Here is a 20,388-nt window from a genome sequence, read left to right on the forward strand (position 1 = left end):
GCCTTCCTCTGGTCACGTCTGCGGCCCTCCTTCCTCGGTCGTGGCGAACAGGTCGAACAGGGCTTCTGTCTGCGGGTCTTCGGCTCGGGCGTCGCACACCGGGAAGTGCTCCTCGGGTGTGGTCCCGTCAAGGCCGGCCTGCTGGCAGCAGGGGCGCAGGTCAGCCACGGCCGTCTCCGTCGATCACCGCGTACAGTGCGGGAGCGACTAGGAACAGGCCACCCAGGACGAGCACCCAGAACGCGGCACCCGGGTCGGTCTGGTTGACGAACCAGGCGACGGCCAGCACGCCGGCAGTGACGATCGCCAGGGCGATAACGCGGGCCATCAGCCCTCCTCTTCGGGGAACGCGTCGTGGACGTCCACGCCGAACTGGTCCCGGATCTGCGCGCGGGTGAGGGGGCGGCTGGCGGCGTCCTCGCGGAGGATCCGCTCCAGCCGGGTGCGCGGGTGGATGTCCCGCTCGTCGTCGGCGCGGTCGACCGTCCGGGCGGGGCGCTGGCGGGCGGGCAACCGGGTGGCCTTGGACGCCACCCACGCCACGCAGGCGGCGGCCAGGATGACCGCGATGACGACGCCGGCCAGCAGCCATCCGCGACCGCCAGAGGACCCCACCCAGGCGATCCACGCTGCGAGGTTGTCGAGGCTCACCGCGACACCGCCTGACGGAACGCTCCCAGTACGGCGGACACGGCAGACGTCTCGACGCCTTCCAGGCCGGCCACGGCGGTCTTCAGGGCGTCCCAGTCGATGGCCAGGGCGGCCCGCGCGTCGCTTTGCAGGGCGGCCACGTGGTCCTTCAGGACGGACACCTGGCTGGCGAGGTCCGCGCGTTCGGCGTCGGACTCGGTCAACTCCTTGTCCAGGGCGTAGGCGTCAGAGTCGCGGGCGGCGGAAGCCAGACGGTCCCGCTCGGAGGTGAGGCGCTGGATGGTCAGCCAATCGCGCGCCTTCTCGAAGTGTCGATCGGTGAGCCCGTGGTCTCCGTCCACGTGGACGATCAGGAACTCGCCCACGCCCGGGTGGGTCTTCAGGTACGCCTCGTCCGCGTCGTTGAGGTCGTCGTCGAACCAGACGAACGGGCGGCCCTTCACGTACTCGGCGACGGCGGGCGTCTTCCAGAGCACGCCCGGCACGTCGTGCGCAGAGCCGAGCTCGATCACGGGCATCTCGGGCAGGCCCACCTTGGGGCCGATCTCCCGGTTGGCGTCGTGCTCCCACGTGGTGGCCCACGTCAGCTCAGCGCCCGTCTCTTCGGCGAGCTTCAGCAGCATCGGCCCATGTGACGGGTTGAGCAGTAGGCGGAAGCCCAACGCTCTGGTGGCGATCCACTCGGGGCCGGGTCGCTGGAGGGCGTTCAGGACGCCATCAACGTCCAGGAGCAGCAGTGGCGGCTCAGACATTGCCGTCACCGCCGCCCTGGTCTGCCTGAGCGGCCTCAGCGGCGGCGACGTACCGGTTCAGGACGTGCACGGCTTCCTCGTGCTCGACCTGGGAGAGCGCCTGACGGATCGTCCACTCGGCGGCGTCCAGGCGGGCCTTGAGGCGCGCCACCTCGTCACGCTGCTCCTGGTAGACCGTGACGCCCGTCTTGGTGATCTCGCGCCGCTTCTTGAAGTCGGCCATGATCGCCTCAGCGTGCTGGCGGACGTTGTCCGGGACGGCGGCGAGCATCGTGTCCGCCAGCGGCTCCCGGAACACGTCGGCCATCCCGGCCCCCCACAGCGACCAGTCGAGCAGTGACCAGAGCTCGCCGTGTGCGCACTCTGGGGCGCTCTCGCGGAACGCCTCCAGTTCTTCCATGGACATGGGGTTAGGCATTGGACGCACCGCCCGTCTGAGCCTGAGCGGCCTCAGAGAGGTTCTCGGGGGTGATGTCGTTCATGACGCCGCCCCGGAGAACAGGTCAAGCTGGCCCGACGACTCGGCTTCCCCGTAGGGCTTCTGCGTCCAGATCAGTGCCGTGCTGACCTTGGCCCCCATGTCGGAAAAGGCGCCTCGTTCGCACGCTCGCGCCCTTCCGCATTCGTCGAGGAGGCCGCGCACCTTTTGTACGAGCTTGGAGCGGCCGGTCATCACGATGCGGGGAACCACCGCGCCGATGACGCCGTATGGCGCGAGCAGGTGCGGATGGTAGTAGCACGCCAGCACGTGTTCGGCCCATGCCTCGCGGCGGTCCGGCAGGGTGAACGGCGGGTTCATGATCACCAGATGGAAGGGCTGCCACGGACCATTGGTCGCCTGCCGTGTGACGTCAGCGAGGTACGACTCCAGGGTGGTCTGCACGACCTCGATGCCAGGCGTCGCGCGCAGTGCCGCAGCCCGCGTCTCGCTGGGCTCGACCGCAGTGATGTGCGCTTCGGGCAGGCGCTCCCGAATCGCGCGGACAAGGTGCCCCTCGCCTGCTGAAGGTTCGAGCACACGGACGCCATCACCGAGGGCGTGCCACGGCTCCATCAGCCAGTACACGAGATCGTCGGCGACCTCGGCCGGGGTAGGCCAGAAGGACATTTCGCGGTCTGAGGCTGAGACGTTCATGCCACACCGCCGAACAGGTGGTTGGCCAGGGCGGTCTTGAACTCCATCTCGGTGGCCGGGCGGACGGTCGGCTGGTGCTCGGCGTACTCGTCGGCGGCGCTGAGCGTCAGGAACAGCTCGGCCGCCTCTTCCGCGTCCAGCAGGCCGACCGGGCGGTCCGAGCCGGGAGCGATCGGGGCGCGCTGCCCGTCCACCTCCACCACCCACTTGCCGTGACCGGTAGAGCGGGGCATCAGGGCCAGGCCCTCGTCCAGGAGGCAGTCCTCCAGCGCGGTCGCGTCGTCCAGTTCGTGGCCGGAGTCGCTGCCGTCGCCCTGCTGCCAAGTGCTTATGGCGCGGGAGATGGCCTCACGGCGGGCCTGGTACGGGTTCTTCGTCTCGGGGGTTTCGGTGCTCATGCTGCGTCCTTCGGGGAGTCGTAGGGGTGGATGTGAGGGGTGGAGGTGCGCGGCCGGGTGAAGGACTCCACGACCGGCTCAAGGCCGACCAGGAAGGCGAGGGCAGACCAGCCCGTCAAGCTGCCGTGACGGCAGTGGAGACCCCGGCGGCGGGCGAACAGGCGGCTCACGAGACGCTCCCCGCGCGGCGCTCTTCCTCGATCGCGCCCTCCCACCGCTCGAACGACTGGTCCGCAGGACCCGCAGGGGCGGCAACGGGCGACTTGTGCCGGTCCGGCCAGCACACCTTGCCGTTCTTGACCAGCTCCCGGCCGGAGTGCGTCCACTCGCCCTCGACCTGCACGACCTTCTCGCCGCAGGCTGAGCACTTCGCCACGCTCGCGGCGGGCGGCTCGGCCGCCGGCAGGTCGGCGCTGGCCTCGACGTCTTTCTGTGCCTGCCTCAACTCGGAGATGTACCTCTCGCCGTCTTCGATCTGGGCGACGAGGTGGTTCACCTGCTCCTGCAGTTTGGCGATCTCTCCGGTGACGCGCTGAATCTCGGGTCCGGTGAGGTTGCGGAACAGGTCCACGACGGCCGGACGGTAGGCGACTCGCTGATCGAAAACGCTGCTGGTGGTGCTCAAAACGATCTCCTGTTGGCGTGCTTGTTCGGGTTGATCGGAGTGGCTCGCCCTGGGGAGGGCGAGCACGAGGGGGGTCAGAGTTCGTGGAGGCGGCTACCGGACCCAGGCGTGGACCTTCTCCCCGCCGAGCATCGGAGCCCCTTCAGGGCCCTTGATGTGGGGGGCGATCCACACGGGGCGGTGGACGCCTCGGGACGGGTACCACTGCTGACGCCAGTGGCCTCGGACGATCCACTGGTGGTGGAACTCGCGGTCGGAGTCGCCGTGCTCGCTAGTGGTCTTTGCGCGGCGAAGCATGATGACTCGTACTCGGCTCGGCTCGATCTTCTGTCGCTCCAAGCGGCGGCGATCATGCCGCTTGTACTCCGCATCCGAGACGGTCGCCACTGGCTGCTGCATGAGCAGCCACGCCGATTTCAGGATGCGCATCCACCGCCCAGCACCCTCGCTGTCGTCAAGCCGCACAGGCCGATCGCCGTCGCTGCCGATGTCCGCAGTTATCGCCTCGGGGCTGAATGGAACGACGCTCACCTCGATGCACATGAGGCGCGGGGCGTGGCGAAACGTCGCTATCCATCTGTCGAGATCTGCGCCGTTCTTGCCGGGGGTGACGTGCAGCCCAGCGTTGGCGAGAGCTTCCTCTCTGCCGAGATACCAGCTCACCCAGAGAGCCCCGTGCGGCATCATCGAAGGGTCCGTGACCAGTTCGCCACTCACATGCATGGGTCCCCAGGAAACGGCCACGATTGGCGCTTGCTGCCGACCGTCTTCGCTAAGCTCGCCGATGTTGACCGGCTCCTCTAGGAACAGGAACCCGCAGGCAGACGGCAAGTCCTCTGGGAGGAGGTTGAAGGCGGGCAAGCCCTCGGACGCCGCGATGGCCAACGCCGACATATCGCCGCTCGCGAAGAACAACTCGGCTCGGCGCAACCGGTCGGCTTCTTCCTTGGCGACGGCGTCACCAAGGTCGCGGTCCTTGAAGACGAAGCGCTTCGCTAGTTCACCAAAAGCCCAGTCGCCAACGGCAGAAGACGTGAGTCGCGCGAGTTCTTCTCGCACCAGCGGCAAATCGACTGGACGGATGATCACGACGCACCGTCCAGAGGAAGCTCAGGCCAGCCGGGAGGGTCCATCGGCAGAGCGCGCTGCGCCGCAGCCTGAAGGCGGAGCTTCGTGGACTCGTACAGGTGGTACAGGCCCTTGATGTGGTGGGCATGGACCTCATAGGCGCTGCCGGTGTGCCAGAACATCGCCTCGTACTTGGCTTTCGGCCTGCGCTCGTCCTGGCGCAGCACACCGCCCTGCCGGAGCGTCTCGGTCAGGTCCTTAACGGAGATCCGGACGCCGTACTCCTGCCGCATGAGCACCACGGCGTCGGTAAAGGGGAAGGTCTTCGGCTGAAGCACCTGAGACTCGGCTTGCTGCATCGCCCTGCTCGCGAGGTAGATCTCCCGAGCGCGCTCTTCCACATCAAGCAGGTGCTTGCGGACGCCCTCCGCCACGGGCGACTCAGTGAGCATCTGCCCGACATTGAGGATCGTCCGGCGGGTAAAGGTCGTCACGGTGTTCTGCGAAGAGGCCAGGGACAGGGTGTCCCCGCCCTCAGGGGCGACCGCGTTGACGACGGCGAACTCTCGATACTCCTCGCCGCGCCGCACCCGCATGCCGTTGCGTTCGAGTTCCTTGCGGTTGCGCTGGATTACCTTCTTGATCACGTCCAGGCTCACCTCGAAGTAATCGGCGACGCCAGGCGTGTCAACGTGCTCGCCGTCCGGGAAGAACGTGAGCGCCTTCACCTTGTCCAGGACATCGACGCGATCCATGTACTGGGCTCGCAGAGACGGGCTCTCAGTGAGAGCAAGTTCGTTCATCGGTGGGACTCCCCCGAGTCGGCTGGGATGACTTCCCAGATGTCGCCGAATGCGACGTCGTCATTGAGTGCCGCCATCAGCGATGCGATGAAGTCCTGGGACGGTTTGGCCCTGCCGCGCATGACCCGGTTGACGGTCCCTCTGTCCGCGCCCATGGCGGCGGCGAGGTCGCCTTCGGTCTTGAGGCCGGCACGGACTCGGTGCTTGGCCAGCTCGTCCTTACGGAGCCGGAGCGTGGCATTCACTGTGGTCTCCTCTCTCCAAATAGGTGGGCCGGTCGCAACGCCTGATGCGTGTACGCCTCAGTGTACGGCGTGAGTGCCGTAGCCCTCAAGTCATATCGGCAGTTCTCTTGGCCACATGGACCGTGATCGCCTGGACGGGGTGAGGCGTGGACGCCTACCCTGTTGCGCATGAGTTGGTGGACGTACGTTCAGCAGATCGCCGGGCAGGCGTCCGCACGCGAGATCTCCCGGCGAACCGGCATCGGCCAGACCAGCGTCAACCGCTGGCAGCACGCCTCGCCGAAACCCGAAAACGTCGCCACCTTCGCCCGCACCTACGAACGGCCCGTGCTCGAAGCCTTCGTGGCTGCTGGCTTCCTCACCGAGGAAGAGGCCGGGACGACCGAGATCCCCACGGATCTCACGTACGTTCCAGGAGAGGTCCTGATCGCGGAGATGAAGCGCCGCCTCAAGTACTGACACCCCTCTCCCCTCCCTTCCTGAGGTCTGGTGGTCTAGGTGTGTGCCGCGCCCGCCCCCGAGCGGGCGCGGAAGATCAGAGGGTCAGAACGGAGCGCCGTCGATCGGCTCCCACGGGTGGACAGTCAGGCGGCGAACCCATGCCTGACGTCCCTTCTCGGGAGCCTTGAGCGCCTCGCCAGGGGTCACCCGGTACGGGTGGTGCTTGTTCGGCGGGATGTCGCGCTGGTCGGTCGTGGCGAACTCTTCGCGGCCCGGCAGCGCCTCCCACTCGGCGATCCGCCGGCGGGCCTCACGCAGTTCCGCGATGAGGACGGGAACGTTCAGGTACACCACGTGAGCCCACGCGGGGAGAGCTCCGGGCTCGCCTGAGAGGTCGTACAGCTTCTCCAGGTCGTCCAGGTCGAGCGGCGGTTCCTGCTCGGGCTCGCCGGGCTCTCGGTCGTTCGGCTCGTGCAGGTCGTCTACGTGCGTCATGGGGGTCTCCTCAGGGGGTGTCGAGGTCGGAGGGCGAGCCGTACTCGATCAGGTCGGCACGGCGGGCAAGGTCCCGCTCCTGTGCGGCGAGGCAGACATCGCACGTGCCGCAGGGCCACAGCCCGGTCTTGCGCAGGCACGGCGTCAGGTCCGTCACGCACTCCCCTCCCACCGGGTGCGTCACCCGGCAGTGAGGGCAGCGCTCCACGTCCATCACGGCGGCGAGAACGTCGTCGTAGACCGTGCGGATGGTCCAGCAGGACCGGCAGGTGGCCTCCCGGCCCTCCACCATGTGAGGGCCGGTCGTGTCACAGTCGGGGCAGTACAGGGAGTGCTCCATCACGCCACCTCCCTGGCGTCGATGGCCTGCCAGGTGCCGTCAGCGAGAGGGAGTGCCCAGCCGAGCCACTCCACCAGCACGGGCTCCGTGGCGGGGTTGGAGGTGCCGTTGGTGGACAGCCGCCACCCGTTGCCGAAGGCGTCGCACTTCTCCGGCTTCAGGGTCACCTCGCCGTGGCACAAGGTCAGAGGAGTCCCGCACAAGGTGATCAAGTTCGAGATGACGTTCGCCTTGCTCGAACCGCCCAGGCCGCGGTTCCGCCGGTGGTGGACGTTGCCGCCGCCGTACAGGTGCACCCCGCACTTCACGCAGCGGTCGCCGTCGCGCCGGCGAGCCTGAGCCTTCAGCGGGTCCAGTCCGCGGTTCGTCTTCGCCTGCCCCGACGACTTCTTCGCGGGTGGGTTGGCCTCGCGCTTGAGCCCTGCCCCGCGAGGCATCTCAGTCTTGCGCTGGAGCGGCTTGCCCTGCTTCAGGCCGGTCTTGCGGCGCGGCATCGGTGATCGCTTCACAGCTGACCGCCCGCCAATTGCATCTCCGCCCGCGCCGTGGACTGGATGGTCCTGCCCACGTCGATCCGCGAATGGAGCGCCTTAACGTTTTCCTTCCGGAGCCGGACCAGCGCGGCAGCCTTGCCCCAGATCCGCCAGAGGTCGATCGTCTCTTCGGTGGCGATCTGCTTGCGGTCCTCAACCGACCCGACCGCGGTACGGAACGCCTTGGAGAAGGCAACCTTGAACTTTGCCTCATCCTCGACGGCCTGCTCTTCGGCCTTCCCGAGCTCCTTCACCGCCTCGTCCAGGTCGCGAGAGAGCTGGCCGAGCTGCTTGACGATCGTGAGCATCTCGCTCATGACTGGCCTCCCTCAGAGTCGGCCACCTCGTCCTCGTCGTAGTGGAGCGGGTTGTCCTCGGCCGGCGCCGTGAACGGCGGCTCGTCAACGAAGTCGCCGCGGTTGAGTGCCGCCATCACCTGCGCGGCCTCGGCTCCGGTCAGGTCCTCGCTCTTGCCGATCTCGCGGTCGGCGACCTTGGCCATGTACGCCAGCCCCATGTCCGGGTCGGTGATGCCCTTCTCCGACAGGAGCTGCACGATCTGGAAGCGCTGGTGCTTGGTCGCCCCACCGGGTGTGGCGTCACCGTTCTTCGCCGCGGCGGTCTCGCGGATGGTCTCCCCCACGATGACGTCGCGCGGCTGCTCCTCATCGAGGTGGGCCATCTCGTCGTCGGTGTACAGGTCGCCCAAGTCCTCGGGGAACGCCTTGCGGAGCGCGAGCGCCTCCGCGCACTTGGCGGTCATCCCGGCCGGGTCGGTCTTCCACCGGTTCTTCGGCCTACCGTCCCGGTCGGTGTCGACGTACGCGCTGTACAGCGCCACAGCGGAGAACCGTTTGCCGTTCTTGATGACGGCGACCTTCGCCGCGGCGGGCGGCTCGCTGGCCAGCCACACCTCGTGCTGGGAGCCGTCAGGGCCGAACCAGATGGTGTCCTCGTACTCGTACTCGATGCTCGCGCGGCGTGCCGCCCGCTGGGCCAGGACACGGAACCCATCGATGCCGGTCTGCGGGGTGTAGACGGTGCGGTAGCTGCCGTCGCGCTGCTTCTGATTGCGGCCAACGAGGTACACCTGCTTGAGGAACGGGTCCAAGCCTCGCTTCTGGCACAGGTGGAGATAGCCGGCCAGGACGGCGTTCGGGCAGTCATCCGCGACGCCGAGCGTGGCGAGAACGGCGCGCTGGTAGGGCGTCCACATCGACTGCTCCGGCTGAATCGCCAGGGTTCCGTTTCCCTGCGTCGCCGGCAGGTTGTCGGTCACGGTCATGCCGCAACTCCTCGAAGAAGATCGGAAAGGTCAGGAAGCTTCTGCTCGGTCACCAGGTACGGCGTGCCGCCGCCCTTCGCCTGTCGGCGGGCGAGCCGATAGCCGTCGTAGAAGGCGCGGTGCGCGGGCCCCATCGCCTCAAGCAGGCGGGTACGGGCCTTCTGTTCGCGCTCCTGCGCTTCACGGAGACTGGTGGTGGCGTCGATGAACTCGACCGCCAGGTCAAGGTCCGCGACGAACGCCGCGTCCTTATCGATGTCCGGGTGGAGTTTCCGCACCGCGGCGTAGGTGGCCGGGTGGTGGTCCAGGTCCGGCATCTCCCGCCAGTACAGCGACGACAGGAAATCCTCGGCCTGGTCGCGCATCCACACGCAGTCCTGGGCGTCGTAGTGGACGACGTACTCGCGGAACTCCAGCCGCCCCGTGAGGACGACGACGTACCAGACGTCCAGGCCGAGCGTGTCCATGTACCACTGGACCTGCGGCCGGTAGTAGGGCGGGATCTGATCCGTCCCCGGACGGCCCCAGCCGGACGCTTCGGCGTCGGTCTTCAACTCCAGCCCTGCCCGCACGCCCGGCTCAGGGAAGTGGCCGGGCATGCCGAGCAGCAGCCGGTCAGGGTTGGCGAGCTGGTAGTCCCGTTCGGCGTGCACGTACGTACCGGCCTCGCGCACCTCGTACTCGGGGTGCTGGTCGGCGAACCATGCCGCGATCCCAGCTTCCAGGTAGTGGCCGCGCGCCTGCTGCTTGGTCTGCTTGTCCTTCTCCACGAGCCCGGCCATCTGGCACCACACCGAGTACGGCGACTCCCACGGCGACAGACCCAGCAGGGCGGCCATGCGGGAGCCGCCGAGACGCTGAGCCCGAGCCGCGTCCCACTGAGGGGACCCACTCTCCCAGCGCCCCAGCAGGCGTCCCGTCGGCGTGCGCATCAGGCGTTGTCTCCCTCGTCGTTGGGGGCATCCAGGGGCTTGATGTGGCGGGCGTAGACCGTCGCGTCGGTGTGCGACAGGGTGTTCCGAGCGGTGACCTCCCACTCGTGGCCCGCCCAGGCGTACCGGCTGTTGCGGACCTGACCCACGAGCCGGTTGGCGTCCTTGTAGTCGCCGACGAAGACCTTCGCCCACTGGCCGGTCTTCTCGATCAGAGCGGCGATGGTGGGCGCCCATATGGAGGCGTCCCGCGGACCGTTGGCGGCTGGGGGCGGGTCCATGAAGACCGGCTCCATGGGGGCGTTCACGTGCCCTTCTCCGTCCGGTACAGGTCTTCCGCTTCGCCGCCGATGTCGGGTCCGCCGCCCACGGTCGGCGTCTCCGCGTGCTCGGCCAGGAATGCGCCCTCTCGGGCGTCCAGCTCCGATGCGGGGCCGCGCTCCAGGACGTGGACCTCCCGCGACCCGTTCAGGTGCAGGTGGACCGTCTTGCCCTCGGGGTTCAGCGCGTCACACGTCAGCGCCTTGCAGGGGCCGTCCCCGCACGGGACCGGTTCACCGATCAGCAGCAGCGGCTTCGACCAGGACTCGCCGCGGCCCAACTTGCCGACCCGGACGCCGGCGATCTGGAGCCGGTCCCCGAGGTGGGCGCGAGAGAAGACCGTCATGACCCCGACTCCTCGCCGCCGATATCGAACCGCTCACCGGCGAACTCCTCGCCGCCCGTCACCAGGCGGATGGTCCGGATGTCGTCCTCCAGCGCCGACAGCACCAGCCGCCAATGCCCGCCGAACTCGCCGTGCATCTGGATCCGGCGGTCGTCATGGGTGACCTGGACACCGAGCAAGCCGCCGGCGAAGCCCATGTCGCGGCTGTGGTGGGTGATCTGGTGGCACTGGACACGCTCGACGTGCCCCGACTTCCACGTGATCTCGTACGTCTGCAAGGGGCCGTAGTCGTAGTCGTTCATGCCGCGTCCCCCGTCTTCACCTCGACGGGCGTCGGACAGTTGCACCCGTAGGCGCTGCACTGCTGGGTGAACGTCTTGCTCGGCTCGCGCTCACCGAACTTGCGGCCGGTGTGTTCGTTGACGACCAGGTGGCCGCACTCGCAGCGGGCCCGAAGGTCGTCCTCCTCGCACCAGAAGCGACCACGCTTGTCGGCGGCGACAACGGCGTCAACGCTGTAGCCGACGCATGAGCCCTCGCCGATCTGCTCGCCGTCCTCCATGAGCCGTTCGGCCTCGTCGGCGTTCTCCGCCGTGACGAGGTACTCGTACTCCAGCAGGGCGCGGATGATGAACTTCTGCTCAGGCATGCGCCGCTCCCGCCTTCTCGGCGAGGTAGGCGTCCACTCGGCGAGCGCTCGGGGTGGCGTCGATCTTCTCGACGGCGAGGAGCGTCCACCACATGCCGCCCGACCACACCTCCCGCTCCCCGCGAGCCAGAGCGGCCTCCCGGGTGGGCGGGTTCAGAGCGGTGACGACCACGCTGTACGCGTCGTCGCGGTGGTAGGTGTCCCCCACCTCAAGGTCAGCCGCGATTCTGATCAGCGGCGGTATCTTTGTCATGGTCCTGCTCTCTCTCGATCAGTCGGTGCTCTGGAGCGGGATCAGCGAGGTCAGCCCGGGACGGCTGGCCTCGCGCTGTTTGCTAGGGGGTGAGGGCGCGGTGCCTGCCCTCGTAGGCGGCCAGCAGGTCCGCCAGCTCGTCCTCGAACGCGTCCAGGACGGCGAGCTCGGACACCCGCTGCGACAGGGCGGCGGTCATCTCGGCGGCGGCGATCCGCTCGGGGATGCTCATTTGCCGCACCTCCGGCAGGTGAGCGCCCCGTTTCGGTTGACCCCTCCACACCGGCACACCCATGTGGACGGCGTAGACGGCGGCAGCCACGGGGACGGGGGCTTCTTCGCCATCACGACGCACCCCTAAGGCGCTGGGAGCGGTCCTTGGCGACGAGTCGGCGCACGTTGTTCCCGGCGCCAGCGGCTGCCGGCGGAGGTTGGGGGGTGCGTCGCTGCCTCGTCTGCCGGACCGGCTCGGCCTTCGGCTTGGGCTGCTGCGGTTCGGCGGCCTGCTCGTTGGGCCAGTGCTCGTGCTGCCGGTCGATCCACTCGACCATGGCGGGCGTGAACCGGTACTCGCCGAGAACCTTGGTCGACGGCCACTCCTTGCGCCATGCCTTTTCGGCGACGGCGCGTGCCTTGCAGCCGTACCGTTCGGCCAGGTCGCGCGTGGTGTAGAGCTTGCCCAGGTCGCTCACGCAGACTCCCGGGGGGTCTTCACGGGCTGCGCCGACATGTCCTTGATCGCCTCAAGATCTTCCCGGGCGAATCGGAAGAGCCGGCCAACTCTGCGGTGCGGGATGAGACCCTGGCGGGCTCTGTACTTCAGCCAGTACGGCGTGAGTTGTACAAGCGCTGCGGCTTCCTCTGCCGTGTAGAGGATCTGTTCCTGCGCCTGCTCGGACGCGCTGGCGTCTTCGCTGGTGTCTTCCATGACTTCAACCTAGCCACGCTCGCATGCGTTCGCAAGTTTTCGCATGTTTTGACTTGCGGATACATGCGAGTCAAGAGGGTGCAACACATGCTGTCGCGCGGCTCTGCATGCGAAGACTCGCCAATGCGCGCTGAAACCCGTAAAGTCATGTCTGACACGGGGACCCCTCACATCCGCCCCGGCGACAGTCAGGATGCAGTGGTCATGAGCGACACCACGTACCCGCCGGAAGCATGGGCGAGGCTCGGCCTCAAAGCGCGCCAGAGACGCATCAGCCTCGGACTCAGCCAACCCGAGGTGAGCGCGGCCGGCGGCCCATCCACCGGAGTCATCAGCAAGATCGAAAACGCGAAGCAGACGACCTACGAAGACCGGGTGCTCGTCCAACTCGAACGCGCCCTCAAATGGCAGCCCGGCAGCGCGGCGAGAGTGCTCAGCGGTGGCGAACCGCGCCCCATCGATGAGCTTCGCGGGGAGACGCAGGGCGGCGCGGGAGAGTTGAGCGCCGCTGACGAGGAGCAGGATTCGCCGATCACGCCCCAGCTGCGTGCCCTGCTGGAGCAGGCGCAGCGGCGTACGGACGACCGGCTCGCCGAACTGACGGAGAAGGTCGAGCGTTCGAACGAATTGATCAGGAAGCTTTTGGAGGAACAAAGGGGCGCCTGACCCGCCACCATAACCAGCCGTTATGTAACGGAATGATTACACAGCGTTATAAGGTCTGGCCAAATACGGCTAAAGGGCGTGCTATGTAAGCCCGACAGCGCAAAACAGGCGAGGGAACAGCGGAACTCTCCAGCAGCACAGGAGGCGTCCGGAGTGACATCCCGAAGCAACCCCTCACACGACAACAGCAATCCAGGAGGCCCCGACGACTCCCGCAACCGCATGACCGAAAAAGCCGTGCGCTACTCCCGCACCACCCTCAAAGACCGCATCATCATGCGGGAAATCGTCCAAAACCTCGACCGCCACGACGCCGACACCGCGGGCACACTCGCATCCCCGCCTGGACCGTTCCGGGCAGCGCTCCGCCGGCCGGTCGGCTCCAAACGCAAACCCGTCACCGTGACCATCGGCGGCCGTCCCGTCTCCCTTCTGCTCAACCCGCAAGGCCGCGTCGATGTGGAGCGGGAGCAGTGGCTGTGGGAGTACGTGCGTGACCTCGTCGAGGGAGGGAGGAGCGCATGAGCGAGAACGTCCGCCCGCTCCCCTCCCGCAAGGACCTGCCGCCTGAGATCGCCGCGCTCGCGGTGCCGGCCGACGACCCCGACGAGCCGACAACCGTCATCCTCAACTCCAACGAGGAAGACCTGGGAACGGTCTACCGAGAGCTCAGGCTCGGCATCTTCATCCCTGCCTTTCTTGGCTGGGCGGTTGAGCGGGCGTTACGGGCGACACGCGACCACCAGGTAGCCAGTGCCGCCGTCTCTGCGGCGTTGGCGGCCAGCGTCGCTGTCACCGGCCTGCACGCCGTCCTGGACAACAACGACAGGCATGCCGTGCTCCCCAGCCCGTCGCCGCTCATCGTCACCGTCGCCCCGCCGACGCCGACCATGACGCAGCCGCCGCCGACACCGGCACCTGAGCCGACGCGTGCCCGCACACCCGTCCGCCCCTCACCCATGAATCCGCTGCCCGCCCGGCTGCCGGAACCGTTGAGGGACACCCAGGCGGAGGAGAGGCCGCGGCCGAGACGCCCCCGGCCCAAGTCGACCCCTCCCTCGCGGACGGTGGCCCGCCCGCCCACGACAGCCGCGCCTGCCATCTCCAAGACGGCCGAAGCCGTCGTCGAAGCGACCGACGAGGCCACCGTCGAAGCGGGGCGTGACACTGCCGACGAGCCGCGCGAGACGAGCCCACCCCCAGACGCGAGCCCACCGCCCTCCACCACGGAGCCGCCGGCGCCGACCCCCGACACTCCCACGACGGCGGGACGAGACTGTGTCATCGGCGTCGACCTGGACCCGCTGCTGAACGTTTGCGTGCGGCTCTAGACTCCAACCCTTACCCCCTTAGACCTCCCCTAGGAGCAGCCCGATGGGCTACGGCGAAAAGCACGGCAGGATGTTCCGCGCCTGCTGGAAAGGGCCCACCAACAGGCTCGAGCGCATGCCGGGCTTCCTCACCAAGAAGGCGGCCGCGCAGTACGCCAACGACCAGGAAGCAGCCATCCGGGCGGGCCGGTACGTCGACCCGCGCGCCGGGCAGATCACGCTGATCGACTGGGTCAACATCTGGTACCCGGCGCAAGACCTCGAGTTGACCACGCTCGAGACCTACCGGTCGCTGCTCGAGAACATCGTGCTGGGCGAGTTCGGCGAACGTACCCTCGCCTCGCTGACGGCCGAGGAGATCGCCGCGTGGGAGAAGAACCTCGTCCGCAACGGCCGGTGCTCCGCCCGCACGGCGAAGGACGCCCGATCGGTCCTGGGGACGGTGCTCGCCGCAGCGGTGCCCGCCCGTATCCAGGTCAACCCGGCCCAGCGCAAACGCGCGACAGGCAAGAAAGCAACGAGGCGAGTCCAGCGGGTCATGCAGGCACGCAAGGCGTGGGCAACTCCGCTCGAGGCCCTGCTGGTCGCCGAGCGGGTCGCGGCACTCAGCGGCCAGGAAAGCGACTTCATCGAGGTCCTCTTCATCGCCTACACCGGGGCCCGCTGGTCAGAGGCGGTCGGACTCGAGCCTTCCTGTGTGCACAGCGACGTGATCGACCTGGACTGGAAGCTGTACGAACTGAACGGCCACTTCTACCGCGGGCACCCGAAGGACGGCAGCATCCGGGCCATCGACACGCCGCCGTTCCTCACCGGCCTCCTGGCGCGGTTGCCCACCCGGTCGTGCTCCTGCTCTCCCGAAACCGAGGATCCGTATTGCAGCGGCGGCACGTACGTCTTCCTCACGCCTGGCGGCGGGCACGCGCGGCGCAGCGACTTCGCACGCCGGTACTTCCGGCCGGCGTCGGACGGCTGGTACGCCGCACGCGGAGGCAAGGACGCCCGGCCGGCCGCCCCCGTCCTGGTCGACGTCTCCGCGTCGTGGCCGGGCAAGGCCATCAACCCGCCGTGGCCCGCGGGTGCCGACTCCTACCCTCGAGGCCGCGGCATACCGGGCCTCCCGGCCGAGGCGGCGCTGTGGAACTGGCGGCCCATCATGAAGGATCTGACTCCGCACGGCCTGCGGCACAGCCACGAGACGTGGATGGCGGAGGACCGGATCGCGGACGTGCTGCGAGACGAGCGGATGGGCCACATCGGCGACGGGAGCATGCGTTCGCACTACACGCACGTGACCGACCAGATGCGCGGCGAGCTGGTGGAGTCGTTGCAGAAGCGGTGGGAGCAGTCGCTGGCCGACCGGGTGGCGCTCGAGCAGCATTCGGCGCTGCCGTCGTCGGTGCCGTTGCTGAACGAGTTGCTCGAGCCGTTCCGGAGCGGAGTGGTCGCGTCGATCGGTTCGGCGCGTCCGCGGAGGGCGCTTCAGTCGGTCAGGAGGGAGCGGGGACGGTTGTCGGCGAGGCTCTGACTTCCAAGGTCCACTCCCAAGTAGCCCCCAAAATCGGACATTGACCAAACGAAAGAGGCCGTTTCCCGGATGGGAAACGGCCTCTGACCTGCGGTGGAGATGAGGGGATTCGAACCCCTGACCCCTTCGATGCGAACGAAGTGCGCTACCGGACTGCGCTACATCCCCAAGGACTCGACTAGATTAGCAAACTCCCGAGGGTCCTCGCGCCACCCTTTCAGTCCCCCACCGCCCGCTTGGGCGGTTCGGCGTACTGGTCGAACAGGACGTCCGCGTGCAGCGACGCCAGCTCGATGATTTCCGCCTGCGCCGCCTCCTCGGCTGCGCGCCGCTGTTCGCGGCTTCGCCGCTGGCGCTCCGCGCGCAGCTGGCGGGCGCGATCGCGGCGTTCCCTGTCCACCTGTACGGCGATGCGGAGAAAGGCCATGTACGAGAACATGATGACCACGGAGGGCGCCACGCCCCACCATGGGATCATCTTGACCGCGGCCGTCACGACCGAGGCCAGGACGAGCAGGGTCGTGAAGAACAGCAGCCGCCGGCGGCGGGCCACGATGATGGCGCGGCGCCGGAGCCGGAACTGGCGCACGTCCACCTTCTCCACCTCGGCCCCGTCGTCCTCGTCCGTGTCGGAGGGGTCGAGGTTGTCGAGGTCGGGCAGCTGGTGCTCGCCGGTGTAGTGCTCTTCGAGCTCGACCAGTTCGGCCAGGTTCGTCTTGTCTCTGCGCAGCCACATCGGGATCAGGACGCAGAGCCACATCACGACGATGGCGAAGTAGAGGAGGACGCTGCTCACGACCACCTCCGGGCAGCACAAAGACGCGTGTCTGCTCGTCGCGCCTTCAATGTGCTCACGTCACGCACCGTAAGACCGCGTGTCACTAATTGACGAGCATTCGGTGCGGTGTGTCGCGAGATCGTCAAACCTCTTCGACGGGAGAACCTCCGTGAGCTGCTGACTCACGCGCGCGACGCCACTGCACGAGAAGCCCGCCAGGAACGTCCTCGACGGTCAACGCGTAGCAGATGTGGTCGCGCCAGGCCCCATCGATGTGGAGTTGGCGCCGCCGAATGCCTTCTTCCCGGAATCCGAGCTTCTCAACCACGCGCCGGCTGGCCTGGTTCTCGGGGCGGATGTTCGCTTCGAGCCGATGCAGGCCGGTGGTGAAGAAGCAGTGGTCGACGGCCAGGGCCAGGGCGGTGGGGATGATGCCGTTGCCGGCCAGCGCGCCGTCGACCCAGTAGCCGACCTGGGCGGATCGGGCGGATCCCCACACGATCGCACCGACCGTCAACTGTCCGGCGAAACGCCCCCCGTACGTGACCACCCACGGCATGGCCAGGCCCTGCCTGGCCTCGCGGCGCAGGGTGCCGACCATGGAGATGTACGGCCCGAGGCCGGTCCTGAACAGGGGCGTTTCGGGATTACTGGGTTCCCAGGGACGTAGCCAGTCGGCATTGCGCAGCCGGGTCTCGCGCCACACGCGCACGTCGCCCAGCCGGAGCGGCCGGAGGCCGACCGGGCCTTCGTTCAGCGTCGCCGGCCAGCCACGAAGTCGATCCACACCTCTCATCATCCCCCCATCGGGCACAATGTCGCCACGGATCACGGAATCGAGGTCAGCGCGGGTGATCGCCGCCGCGGATCTGGTCGACCGCGTGCCGGAGGATGGGTGCGAGTACGGCGACGCCGTCGCGTACGCCACCGGACGATCCGGGCAAATTTACGATCAAGGTGTCGCCCGCCTGCCCGGCCAGCCCCCTGGACAGCACGGAGGCGGGAACCTTGTCGCGGTTCGCGAGCCGGATGGCCTCGGCTATACCGGGAATTTCCCGAAAAATCACTCGGGAGGTCATCTCCGGCGTCAGGTCCAAGGGCGTCAGCCCGGTCCCCCCGGTCGTCACGATCACGTCGTACGCCTCCGCCACGCCGTTCCGCAGGGCGCCTTCGACCGCCTCCCCGTCGGGCACCACCACCGGGCCGTCCACGACCTCGCAGCCCACCTCCCGGCCCAGCAGCTCAACAAGGAGTGGTCCTGATTTATCGGCATAAACTCCGGCGGACGCCCGGTTCGACACGGTGATCACAAGAGCCCGCATCACGAAGCGTCCCTGGCCCAGCGGCCGGTCTTGCCGCCCAGCTTCTCCTCCACCCGCACATCGGTGATCACCGCGCCCGGATCCACCGCCTTGACCATGTCGAACAGCGCCAGCGCCGCCACCGAGACCGCCGTCAACGCCTCCATCTCGACCCCGGTGCGGTCGGCCGTCTTGACCCGGCAGGTGATCGCCACGCCCCAGTCCTCGACGTCCAGCGTGACCTTCACCCCGTGCAGCGCGATGGGATGGCAGAGCGGGATCAGGTCGGGCGTGCGCTTCGCCCCCATGATCCCCGCGATCCGCGCGACCCCGAGCGCGTCGCCCTTGGGCACCTCGCCCGACCGCAGCAGCGACACGACCTCGGCGGACAGCAGCACCCGCCCGGTCGCCGTGGCGGTGCGGGCCGAGACGTCCTTGGCGGAGACGTCCACCATGCGGGCGGCCCCGGTCTCGTCGACATGAGTCAGTTCGCTCACAGCGCGATCACCTCCACCGAGGCCCCCTCGGGCACCTCGGTCTCGTCCTCGGGCACCACGATCAGCGCGTTGGCCGAGGCCAGCGCGGCGAGCTGGTGCGAGCCCTGCCCGTGCACCGGCGACACCGTGCGGTCCGCGGCCAGCACTCCCCTCAGGAACGACCTCCGCCCCGCGGGCGAGCGCAGCGGCCCGGTGACGCGGGCGGTCACCGTCTCCGGCGGCCCCGCGGGGAGGCCGCGCATCTTGTCGAGCGCCGGGCGTACGAACAGCATGAAAGACACGAAAGACGACACCGGATTGCCGGGCAGCGCGAAGATCGGCACCTCGTCCTCCCCGAGCACGCCGAACCCCTGCGGCATCCCCGGCTGCATCGCCACCTTCTCGAACCGGACCGTCCCCAGCGGCGACAGAGCCTCCTTGACCGGCTCGTACGCCCCCATGGACACCCCGCCGCTGGTGATGATGGCATCGGCCCGCATCAGGTGCGTGTCGAGCCGATCGAGGAGTACGCCCGGATCGTCCCCGACGGACTCCCCGCGGAAGCCCTCGCCCCCCGCCTCGCGCACGGCGGCGGTCAGCGTGAAGCTGTTGGACTCCCAGATCTGCCCGGGAGCCAGCTGCCCGCCCGGCTCGACCAGCTCCGCGCCCGTCGAGACGACGACCACCCTGGGCCGGGGCCGCGCCAGCACCCGCCGCCGGCCCACACCGGCGATGATGCCGAGCTGGGCCGGCCCGATCAGCGTGCCCGGCTTGAGGACGACCTCGCCGGCCCCGACGTCCTCACCGGCCCGCCTGATCGCGTTGCCGGCGCTGACCGTACGCGAGATGCGGACGGAGACCGTGCCGCCGTCGGTCCACTCCACCGGCACCACGGCGTCGGCCCCGGCCGGCAGAGGAGCGCCGGTCATGATGCGCATGGTGTGACCAGGCCCCACGGCCCGCAGCTCCACGGACCCGGCCGGCACGTCGTCGATCACCGGCAACGTCACCGGGACGTCGGCGACATCCTCCGCGCGTACGGCATATCCATCCATGGCCGAGTTGTCGAACGGCGGCAGCGGCACCGGCGACGACACCTCCTCGGCCAGCGTCGCCCCCAGCGCCTGGTCCAGCTCCAGCTCCAGCGGCGCCAGCGGGCGGACCGTGGCCAGGATCTCGGCCAGGTGCTCGTCAACCGACTTCATTGAGGAACTCCCGCAGCCACGGCACGAACTCAGGCGCCAGATCCTCCCGATCCGCCGCGAACTTCACCACCGTCCGCAGATAGTCGAGCTTGTCGCCGGTGTCGTACCTGCGCCCTCTGAACAGCACCCCGTGCACCGGCCCGCCCTCCGAGGGGCCGCGCGAGGCGAGCGTGCGCAGCGCGTCGGTGAGCTGGATCTCTCCCCCGCGCCCGGGCGGCGTCTTCTCCAGCACGTCGAACACGGCCGGGTCGATCACGTAACGGCCGATGATCGCCCAGTTGGACGGCGCCTCGTCGGCGGGCGGCTTCTCCACCAGGTCGGTCACGCGTACGACGTCGTCCTCGGCGGTGGCCTCGATGGTCGCCACGCCGTAGAGCGAGACCTGCTCCCTGGGCACCTCCATCAGCGCGATCACGCTGCCCCCGAACGTGTCACGCACCTCGATCATGCGCTTGAGCAGGGGGTCACGATGGTCGATCAGGTCGTCGCCGAGCAGGCAGGCGAAGGGATGGTCGCCGACGTGGTGCTTGGCGCAGAGGACCGCGTGGCCCAGCCCTCTGGGCTCGCCCTGCCGTACGTAGTGGAGGGTCGCCAGCGAGGCCGGCTCGCGCACCTGGGACAGCCGATGCTCGTCGCCCTTCGCCTCCAGGGCCTCCTCCAGCTCGAACGCGCGGTCGAAGTGATCCTCGATGGACCGTTTGTTCTTGCCGGTGACCATGAGCACGTCGAGCAGCCCTGCCGAGGCGGCCTCCTCGACGACATACTGGATCGCGGGCTTGTCGACGATGGGCAACATCTCCTTGGGTGTCGCCTTGGTCGCCGGGAGGAACCGGGTGCCCAGACCCGCGGCGGGCACGACGGCTTTCGTCACAGGGTCGAAGTCAGCCATGAGTAGACCCTAGT

General features: G+C 68.4%; 37 protein-coding genes and 1 tRNA gene. 5 read left to right on the forward strand and 33 right to left on the reverse strand.

The window, feature by feature from the left end; translation table 11 throughout:
- Positions 1 to 12: 12 nt before the first annotated feature.
- The 12 genes from FH608_RS52205 to FH608_RS46510 all read right to left on the reverse strand — a co-directional run bounded on the left by FH608_RS52205 (position 13) and on the right by FH608_RS46510 (position 5,677).
- Positions 13 to 168: a hypothetical protein gene (locus FH608_RS52205; protein WP_193319022.1), complete on the reverse strand. Its 156-nt coding sequence runs from the start codon at positions 166 to 168 to the stop codon at positions 13 to 15.
- Positions 161 to 328: a hypothetical protein gene (locus FH608_RS52210; protein ID WP_193319023.1), complete on the reverse strand. Its 168-nt coding sequence runs from the start codon at positions 326 to 328 to the stop codon at positions 161 to 163. The genes FH608_RS52205 and FH608_RS52210 overlap by 8 nt, the downstream gene beginning before the upstream one ends.
- Positions 328 to 651 carry a hypothetical protein gene (locus FH608_RS46470; RefSeq protein WP_139637602.1) on the reverse strand — a complete coding sequence of 108 codons (324 nt, stop codon included), beginning with the start codon at positions 649 to 651 and terminating at the stop codon, positions 328 to 330. Before FH608_RS46470 ends, FH608_RS52210 begins: the two co-directional genes overlap by 1 nt.
- Positions 648 to 1,403: an HAD domain-containing protein gene (locus FH608_RS46475; protein WP_139637603.1), complete on the reverse strand. Its 756-nt coding sequence runs from the start codon at positions 1,401 to 1,403 to the stop codon at positions 648 to 650. The genes FH608_RS46470 and FH608_RS46475 overlap by 4 nt, the downstream gene beginning before the upstream one ends.
- A complete protein-coding gene (locus FH608_RS46480; protein WP_139637604.1) occupies positions 1,396 to 1,803 on the reverse strand; it encodes a hypothetical protein in 408 nt (135 codons plus the stop codon). The genes FH608_RS46475 and FH608_RS46480 overlap by 8 nt, the downstream gene beginning before the upstream one ends.
- A 78-nt stretch (positions 1,804 to 1,881) precedes the next feature.
- Positions 1,882 to 2,538, reverse strand: coding sequence for a class I SAM-dependent methyltransferase (locus FH608_RS46485; protein WP_139637605.1), 657 nt, complete (start codon positions 2,536 to 2,538; stop codon positions 1,882 to 1,884).
- Positions 2,535 to 2,936, reverse strand: coding sequence for a hypothetical protein (locus FH608_RS46490; protein ID WP_139637606.1), 402 nt, complete (start codon positions 2,934 to 2,936; stop codon positions 2,535 to 2,537). The genes FH608_RS46485 and FH608_RS46490 overlap by 4 nt, the downstream gene beginning before the upstream one ends.
- Positions 2,933 to 3,106 carry a hypothetical protein gene (locus tag FH608_RS52215; protein ID WP_193319024.1) on the reverse strand — a complete coding sequence of 58 codons (174 nt, stop codon included), beginning with the start codon at positions 3,104 to 3,106 and terminating at the stop codon, positions 2,933 to 2,935. The genes FH608_RS46490 and FH608_RS52215 overlap by 4 nt, the downstream gene beginning before the upstream one ends.
- The gene (locus FH608_RS46495) at positions 3,103 to 3,561 is read right to left on the reverse strand and encodes a hypothetical protein (protein WP_139637607.1); all 459 of its coding nucleotides are present in this window, start codon (positions 3,559 to 3,561) and stop codon (positions 3,103 to 3,105) included. Before FH608_RS46495 ends, FH608_RS52215 begins: the two co-directional genes overlap by 4 nt.
- Positions 3,562 to 3,654: 93 nt before the next feature.
- Positions 3,655 to 4,650, reverse strand: a complete 996-nt coding sequence (locus tag FH608_RS46500) for a hypothetical protein (RefSeq protein ID WP_139637608.1) — start codon at positions 4,648 to 4,650, stop codon at positions 3,655 to 3,657.
- On the reverse strand, positions 4,647 to 5,384 hold the full coding sequence (locus tag FH608_RS46505) for a hypothetical protein (RefSeq protein ID WP_139637609.1): 738 nt from the start codon (positions 5,382 to 5,384) through the stop codon (positions 4,647 to 4,649). The genes FH608_RS46500 and FH608_RS46505 overlap by 4 nt, the downstream gene beginning before the upstream one ends.
- Positions 5,385 to 5,428: 44 nt before the next feature.
- Entirely contained in the window at positions 5,429 to 5,677 is a 249-nt protein-coding gene (locus FH608_RS46510; RefSeq protein ID WP_193319025.1) for a helix-turn-helix domain-containing protein, read from the reverse strand.
- A gap of 168 nt (positions 5,678 to 5,845) precedes the next feature.
- On the opposite strand from FH608_RS46510, the gene FH608_RS46515 reads away from it, so the two are divergent.
- The gene (locus tag FH608_RS46515; protein ID WP_139637611.1) at positions 5,846 to 6,136 is read left to right on the forward strand and encodes an XRE family transcriptional regulator; all 291 of its coding nucleotides are present in this window, start codon (positions 5,846 to 5,848) and stop codon (positions 6,134 to 6,136) included.
- Between the two features lie 84 nt (positions 6,137 to 6,220).
- Here FH608_RS46515 and FH608_RS46520 read toward each other — a convergent pair whose 3' ends face one another.
- The 14 genes from FH608_RS46520 to FH608_RS46575 all read right to left on the reverse strand — a co-directional run bounded on the left by FH608_RS46520 (position 6,221) and on the right by FH608_RS46575 (position 12,200).
- On the reverse strand, positions 6,221 to 6,613 hold the full coding sequence (locus FH608_RS46520) for a hypothetical protein (protein ID WP_139637612.1): 393 nt from the start codon (positions 6,611 to 6,613) through the stop codon (positions 6,221 to 6,223).
- A gap of 10 nt (positions 6,614 to 6,623) precedes the next feature.
- On the reverse strand, positions 6,624 to 6,956 hold the full coding sequence (locus FH608_RS46525; protein ID WP_139637613.1) for a hypothetical protein: 333 nt from the start codon (positions 6,954 to 6,956) through the stop codon (positions 6,624 to 6,626).
- On the reverse strand, positions 6,953 to 7,447 hold the full coding sequence (locus FH608_RS46530) for an HNH endonuclease (protein WP_139637614.1): 495 nt from the start codon (positions 7,445 to 7,447) through the stop codon (positions 6,953 to 6,955). Before FH608_RS46530 ends, FH608_RS46525 begins: the two co-directional genes overlap by 4 nt.
- 11 nt (positions 7,448 to 7,458) lie before the next feature.
- Positions 7,459 to 7,803, reverse strand: a complete 345-nt coding sequence (locus FH608_RS46535) for a hypothetical protein (RefSeq protein ID WP_139637615.1) — start codon at positions 7,801 to 7,803, stop codon at positions 7,459 to 7,461.
- Positions 7,800 to 8,771, reverse strand: a complete 972-nt coding sequence (gene bet / locus FH608_RS46540) for a phage recombination protein Bet (RefSeq protein ID WP_139637616.1) — start codon at positions 8,769 to 8,771, stop codon at positions 7,800 to 7,802. The genes FH608_RS46535 and bet overlap by 4 nt, the downstream gene beginning before the upstream one ends.
- Complete coding sequence (locus FH608_RS46545) at positions 8,768 to 9,703, reverse strand: YqaJ viral recombinase family nuclease (RefSeq protein WP_193319026.1); 936 nt, start codon at positions 9,701 to 9,703, stop codon at positions 8,768 to 8,770. The genes bet and FH608_RS46545 overlap by 4 nt, the downstream gene beginning before the upstream one ends.
- Entirely contained in the window at positions 9,703 to 10,011 is a 309-nt protein-coding gene (locus tag FH608_RS52220) for a hypothetical protein (RefSeq protein WP_193319027.1), read from the reverse strand. The genes FH608_RS46545 and FH608_RS52220 overlap by 1 nt, the downstream gene beginning before the upstream one ends.
- Positions 10,008 to 10,370 carry a hypothetical protein gene (locus tag FH608_RS46550; RefSeq protein WP_139637618.1) on the reverse strand — a complete coding sequence of 121 codons (363 nt, stop codon included), beginning with the start codon at positions 10,368 to 10,370 and terminating at the stop codon, positions 10,008 to 10,010. The genes FH608_RS52220 and FH608_RS46550 overlap by 4 nt, the downstream gene beginning before the upstream one ends.
- Positions 10,367 to 10,672, reverse strand: coding sequence for a hypothetical protein (locus tag FH608_RS46555; protein ID WP_139637619.1), 306 nt, complete (start codon positions 10,670 to 10,672; stop codon positions 10,367 to 10,369). Before FH608_RS46555 ends, FH608_RS46550 begins: the two co-directional genes overlap by 4 nt.
- On the reverse strand, positions 10,669 to 11,019 hold the full coding sequence (locus FH608_RS46560) for a hypothetical protein (protein ID WP_139637620.1): 351 nt from the start codon (positions 11,017 to 11,019) through the stop codon (positions 10,669 to 10,671). The genes FH608_RS46555 and FH608_RS46560 overlap by 4 nt, the downstream gene beginning before the upstream one ends.
- Positions 11,012 to 11,272, reverse strand: coding sequence for a hypothetical protein (locus FH608_RS46565; protein WP_139637621.1), 261 nt, complete (start codon positions 11,270 to 11,272; stop codon positions 11,012 to 11,014). Before FH608_RS46565 ends, FH608_RS46560 begins: the two co-directional genes overlap by 8 nt.
- A gap of 82 nt (positions 11,273 to 11,354) precedes the next feature.
- Complete coding sequence (locus FH608_RS52225) at positions 11,355 to 11,504, reverse strand: hypothetical protein (protein ID WP_193319028.1); 150 nt, start codon at positions 11,502 to 11,504, stop codon at positions 11,355 to 11,357.
- Positions 11,505 to 11,616: 112 nt separating this feature from the next.
- A complete protein-coding gene (locus FH608_RS46570) occupies positions 11,617 to 11,964 on the reverse strand; it encodes a hypothetical protein (RefSeq protein WP_139637622.1) in 348 nt (115 codons plus the stop codon).
- Positions 11,961 to 12,200, reverse strand: a complete 240-nt coding sequence (locus FH608_RS46575; protein ID WP_139637623.1) for a helix-turn-helix domain-containing protein — start codon at positions 12,198 to 12,200, stop codon at positions 11,961 to 11,963. Before FH608_RS46575 ends, FH608_RS46570 begins: the two co-directional genes overlap by 4 nt.
- A 204-nt stretch (positions 12,201 to 12,404) precedes the next feature.
- On the opposite strand from FH608_RS46575, the gene FH608_RS46580 reads away from it, so the two are divergent.
- From FH608_RS46580 to FH608_RS46595, 4 genes are all read left to right on the forward strand, one after another.
- Entirely contained in the window at positions 12,405 to 12,866 is a 462-nt protein-coding gene (locus FH608_RS46580) for a helix-turn-helix domain-containing protein (protein ID WP_139637624.1), read from the forward strand.
- 222 nt (positions 12,867 to 13,088) lie between these two features.
- The gene (locus FH608_RS46585; RefSeq protein WP_139637625.1) at positions 13,089 to 13,391 is read left to right on the forward strand and encodes a hypothetical protein; all 303 of its coding nucleotides are present in this window, start codon (positions 13,089 to 13,091) and stop codon (positions 13,389 to 13,391) included.
- Positions 13,388 to 14,197 (forward strand): hypothetical protein, encoded by an 810-nt coding sequence (locus FH608_RS46590; RefSeq protein ID WP_139637626.1) that lies wholly within the window; start codon positions 13,388 to 13,390, stop codon positions 14,195 to 14,197. The genes FH608_RS46585 and FH608_RS46590 overlap by 4 nt, the downstream gene beginning before the upstream one ends.
- Positions 14,198 to 14,240: 43 nt before the next feature.
- Positions 14,241 to 15,725, forward strand: a complete 1,485-nt coding sequence (locus FH608_RS46595) for a tyrosine-type recombinase/integrase (protein ID WP_139637627.1) — start codon at positions 14,241 to 14,243, stop codon at positions 15,723 to 15,725.
- Positions 15,726 to 15,819: 94 nt separating this feature from the next.
- Here the strand turns inward: FH608_RS46595 and FH608_RS46600 are convergent.
- The 7 genes from FH608_RS46600 to galU form a co-directional block, all read right to left on the reverse strand.
- A tRNA-Ala gene (locus FH608_RS46600) sits at positions 15,820 to 15,893 on the reverse strand.
- A gap of 49 nt (positions 15,894 to 15,942) precedes the next feature.
- Positions 15,943 to 16,521 carry a divisome protein SepX/GlpR gene (gene sepX, locus FH608_RS46605; RefSeq protein ID WP_139637628.1) on the reverse strand — a complete coding sequence of 193 codons (579 nt, stop codon included), beginning with the start codon at positions 16,519 to 16,521 and terminating at the stop codon, positions 15,943 to 15,945.
- 124 nt (positions 16,522 to 16,645) lie between these two features.
- On the reverse strand, positions 16,646 to 17,299 hold the full coding sequence (locus tag FH608_RS46610; RefSeq protein ID WP_139637651.1) for a GNAT family N-acetyltransferase: 654 nt from the start codon (positions 17,297 to 17,299) through the stop codon (positions 16,646 to 16,648).
- Positions 17,300 to 17,345: 46 nt separating this feature from the next.
- On the reverse strand, positions 17,346 to 17,825 hold the full coding sequence (locus FH608_RS46615) for a MogA/MoaB family molybdenum cofactor biosynthesis protein (RefSeq protein WP_139637652.1): 480 nt from the start codon (positions 17,823 to 17,825) through the stop codon (positions 17,346 to 17,348).
- Complete coding sequence (gene moaC / locus FH608_RS46620; protein WP_139637629.1) at positions 17,825 to 18,301, reverse strand: cyclic pyranopterin monophosphate synthase MoaC; 477 nt, start codon at positions 18,299 to 18,301, stop codon at positions 17,825 to 17,827. Before moaC ends, FH608_RS46615 begins: the two co-directional genes overlap by 1 nt.
- Positions 18,298 to 19,485, reverse strand: coding sequence for a molybdotransferase-like divisome protein Glp (gene glp / locus FH608_RS46625; protein ID WP_139637630.1), 1,188 nt, complete (start codon positions 19,483 to 19,485; stop codon positions 18,298 to 18,300). Before glp ends, moaC begins: the two co-directional genes overlap by 4 nt.
- Positions 19,472 to 20,374 (reverse strand): UTP--glucose-1-phosphate uridylyltransferase GalU, encoded by a 903-nt coding sequence (gene galU / locus FH608_RS46630; RefSeq protein WP_139637631.1) that lies wholly within the window; start codon positions 20,372 to 20,374, stop codon positions 19,472 to 19,474. The genes glp and galU overlap by 14 nt, the downstream gene beginning before the upstream one ends.
- Positions 20,375 to 20,388 lie beyond the last annotated feature (14 nt).

The sequence above is a fragment of the Nonomuraea phyllanthi genome (genome assembly GCF_006334985.2).
Taxonomy (GTDB): Bacteria; Actinomycetota; Actinomycetes; order Streptosporangiales; family Streptosporangiaceae; genus Nonomuraea; species Nonomuraea phyllanthi.

What these genes read in the sequence shown, in the direction of transcription:
- FH608_RS52210 (WP_193319023.1), bottom strand. Translation starts at nt 328, where the DNA reads ATGGCCCGCGTTATCGCCCTGGCGATCGTCACTGCCGGCGTGCTGGCC.
- FH608_RS46475 (WP_139637603.1), bottom strand. Translation starts at nt 1,403, where the DNA reads ATGTCTGAGCCGCCACTGCTGCTCCTGGACGTTGATGGCGTCCTGAAC.
- FH608_RS46480 (WP_139637604.1), bottom strand. Translation starts at nt 1,803, where the DNA reads ATGGAAGAACTGGAGGCGTTCCGCGAGAGCGCCCCAGAGTGCGCACAC.
- FH608_RS46485 (WP_139637605.1), bottom strand. Translation starts at nt 2,538, where the DNA reads ATGAACGTCTCAGCCTCAGACCGCGAAATGTCCTTCTGGCCTACCCCG.
- FH608_RS46490 (WP_139637606.1), bottom strand. Translation starts at nt 2,936, where the DNA reads ATGAGCACCGAAACCCCCGAGACGAAGAACCCGTACCAGGCCCGCCGT.
- FH608_RS46505 (WP_139637609.1), bottom strand. Translation starts at nt 5,384, where the DNA reads ATGGATCGCGTCGATGTCCTGGACAAGGTGAAGGCGCTCACGTTCTTC.
- FH608_RS46515 (WP_139637611.1), top strand. Translation starts at nt 5,846, where the DNA reads ATGAGTTGGTGGACGTACGTTCAGCAGATCGCCGGGCAGGCGTCCGCA.
- FH608_RS46520 (WP_139637612.1), bottom strand. Translation starts at nt 6,613, where the DNA reads ATGACGCACGTAGACGACCTGCACGAGCCGAACGACCGAGAGCCCGGC.
- FH608_RS46530 (WP_139637614.1), bottom strand. Translation starts at nt 7,447, where the DNA reads ATGCCGCGCCGCAAGACCGGCCTGAAGCAGGGCAAGCCGCTCCAGCGC.
- FH608_RS46535 (WP_139637615.1), bottom strand. Translation starts at nt 7,803, where the DNA reads ATGAGCGAGATGCTCACGATCGTCAAGCAGCTCGGCCAGCTCTCTCGC.
- bet (WP_139637616.1), bottom strand. Translation starts at nt 8,771, where the DNA reads ATGACCGTGACCGACAACCTGCCGGCGACGCAGGGAAACGGAACCCTG.
- FH608_RS46545 (WP_193319026.1), bottom strand. Translation starts at nt 9,703, where the DNA reads ATGCGCACGCCGACGGGACGCCTGCTGGGGCGCTGGGAGAGTGGGTCC.
- FH608_RS46550 (WP_139637618.1), bottom strand. Translation starts at nt 10,370, where the DNA reads ATGACGGTCTTCTCTCGCGCCCACCTCGGGGACCGGCTCCAGATCGCC.
- FH608_RS46555 (WP_139637619.1), bottom strand. Translation starts at nt 10,672, where the DNA reads ATGAACGACTACGACTACGGCCCCTTGCAGACGTACGAGATCACGTGG.
- FH608_RS46560 (WP_139637620.1), bottom strand. Translation starts at nt 11,019, where the DNA reads ATGCCTGAGCAGAAGTTCATCATCCGCGCCCTGCTGGAGTACGAGTAC.
- FH608_RS46565 (WP_139637621.1), bottom strand. Translation starts at nt 11,272, where the DNA reads ATGACAAAGATACCGCCGCTGATCAGAATCGCGGCTGACCTTGAGGTG.
- FH608_RS52225 (WP_193319028.1), bottom strand. Translation starts at nt 11,504, where the DNA reads ATGAGCATCCCCGAGCGGATCGCCGCCGCCGAGATGACCGCCGCCCTG.
- FH608_RS46575 (WP_139637623.1), bottom strand. Translation starts at nt 12,200, where the DNA reads ATGGAAGACACCAGCGAAGACGCCAGCGCGTCCGAGCAGGCGCAGGAA.
- FH608_RS46580 (WP_139637624.1), top strand. Translation starts at nt 12,405, where the DNA reads ATGAGCGACACCACGTACCCGCCGGAAGCATGGGCGAGGCTCGGCCTC.
- FH608_RS46585 (WP_139637625.1), top strand. Translation starts at nt 13,089, where the DNA reads ATGACCGAAAAAGCCGTGCGCTACTCCCGCACCACCCTCAAAGACCGC.
- FH608_RS46590 (WP_139637626.1), top strand. Translation starts at nt 13,388, where the DNA reads ATGAGCGAGAACGTCCGCCCGCTCCCCTCCCGCAAGGACCTGCCGCCT.
- FH608_RS46595 (WP_139637627.1), top strand. Translation starts at nt 14,241, where the DNA reads ATGGGCTACGGCGAAAAGCACGGCAGGATGTTCCGCGCCTGCTGGAAA.
- FH608_RS46610 (WP_139637651.1), bottom strand. Translation starts at nt 17,299, where the DNA reads ATGAGAGGTGTGGATCGACTTCGTGGCTGGCCGGCGACGCTGAACGAA.
- FH608_RS46615 (WP_139637652.1), bottom strand. Translation starts at nt 17,825, where the DNA reads ATGCGGGCTCTTGTGATCACCGTGTCGAACCGGGCGTCCGCCGGAGTT.
- glp (WP_139637630.1), bottom strand. Translation starts at nt 19,485, where the DNA reads ATGAAGTCGGTTGACGAGCACCTGGCCGAGATCCTGGCCACGGTCCGC.
- galU (WP_139637631.1), bottom strand. Translation starts at nt 20,374, where the DNA reads ATGGCTGACTTCGACCCTGTGACGAAAGCCGTCGTGCCCGCCGCGGGT.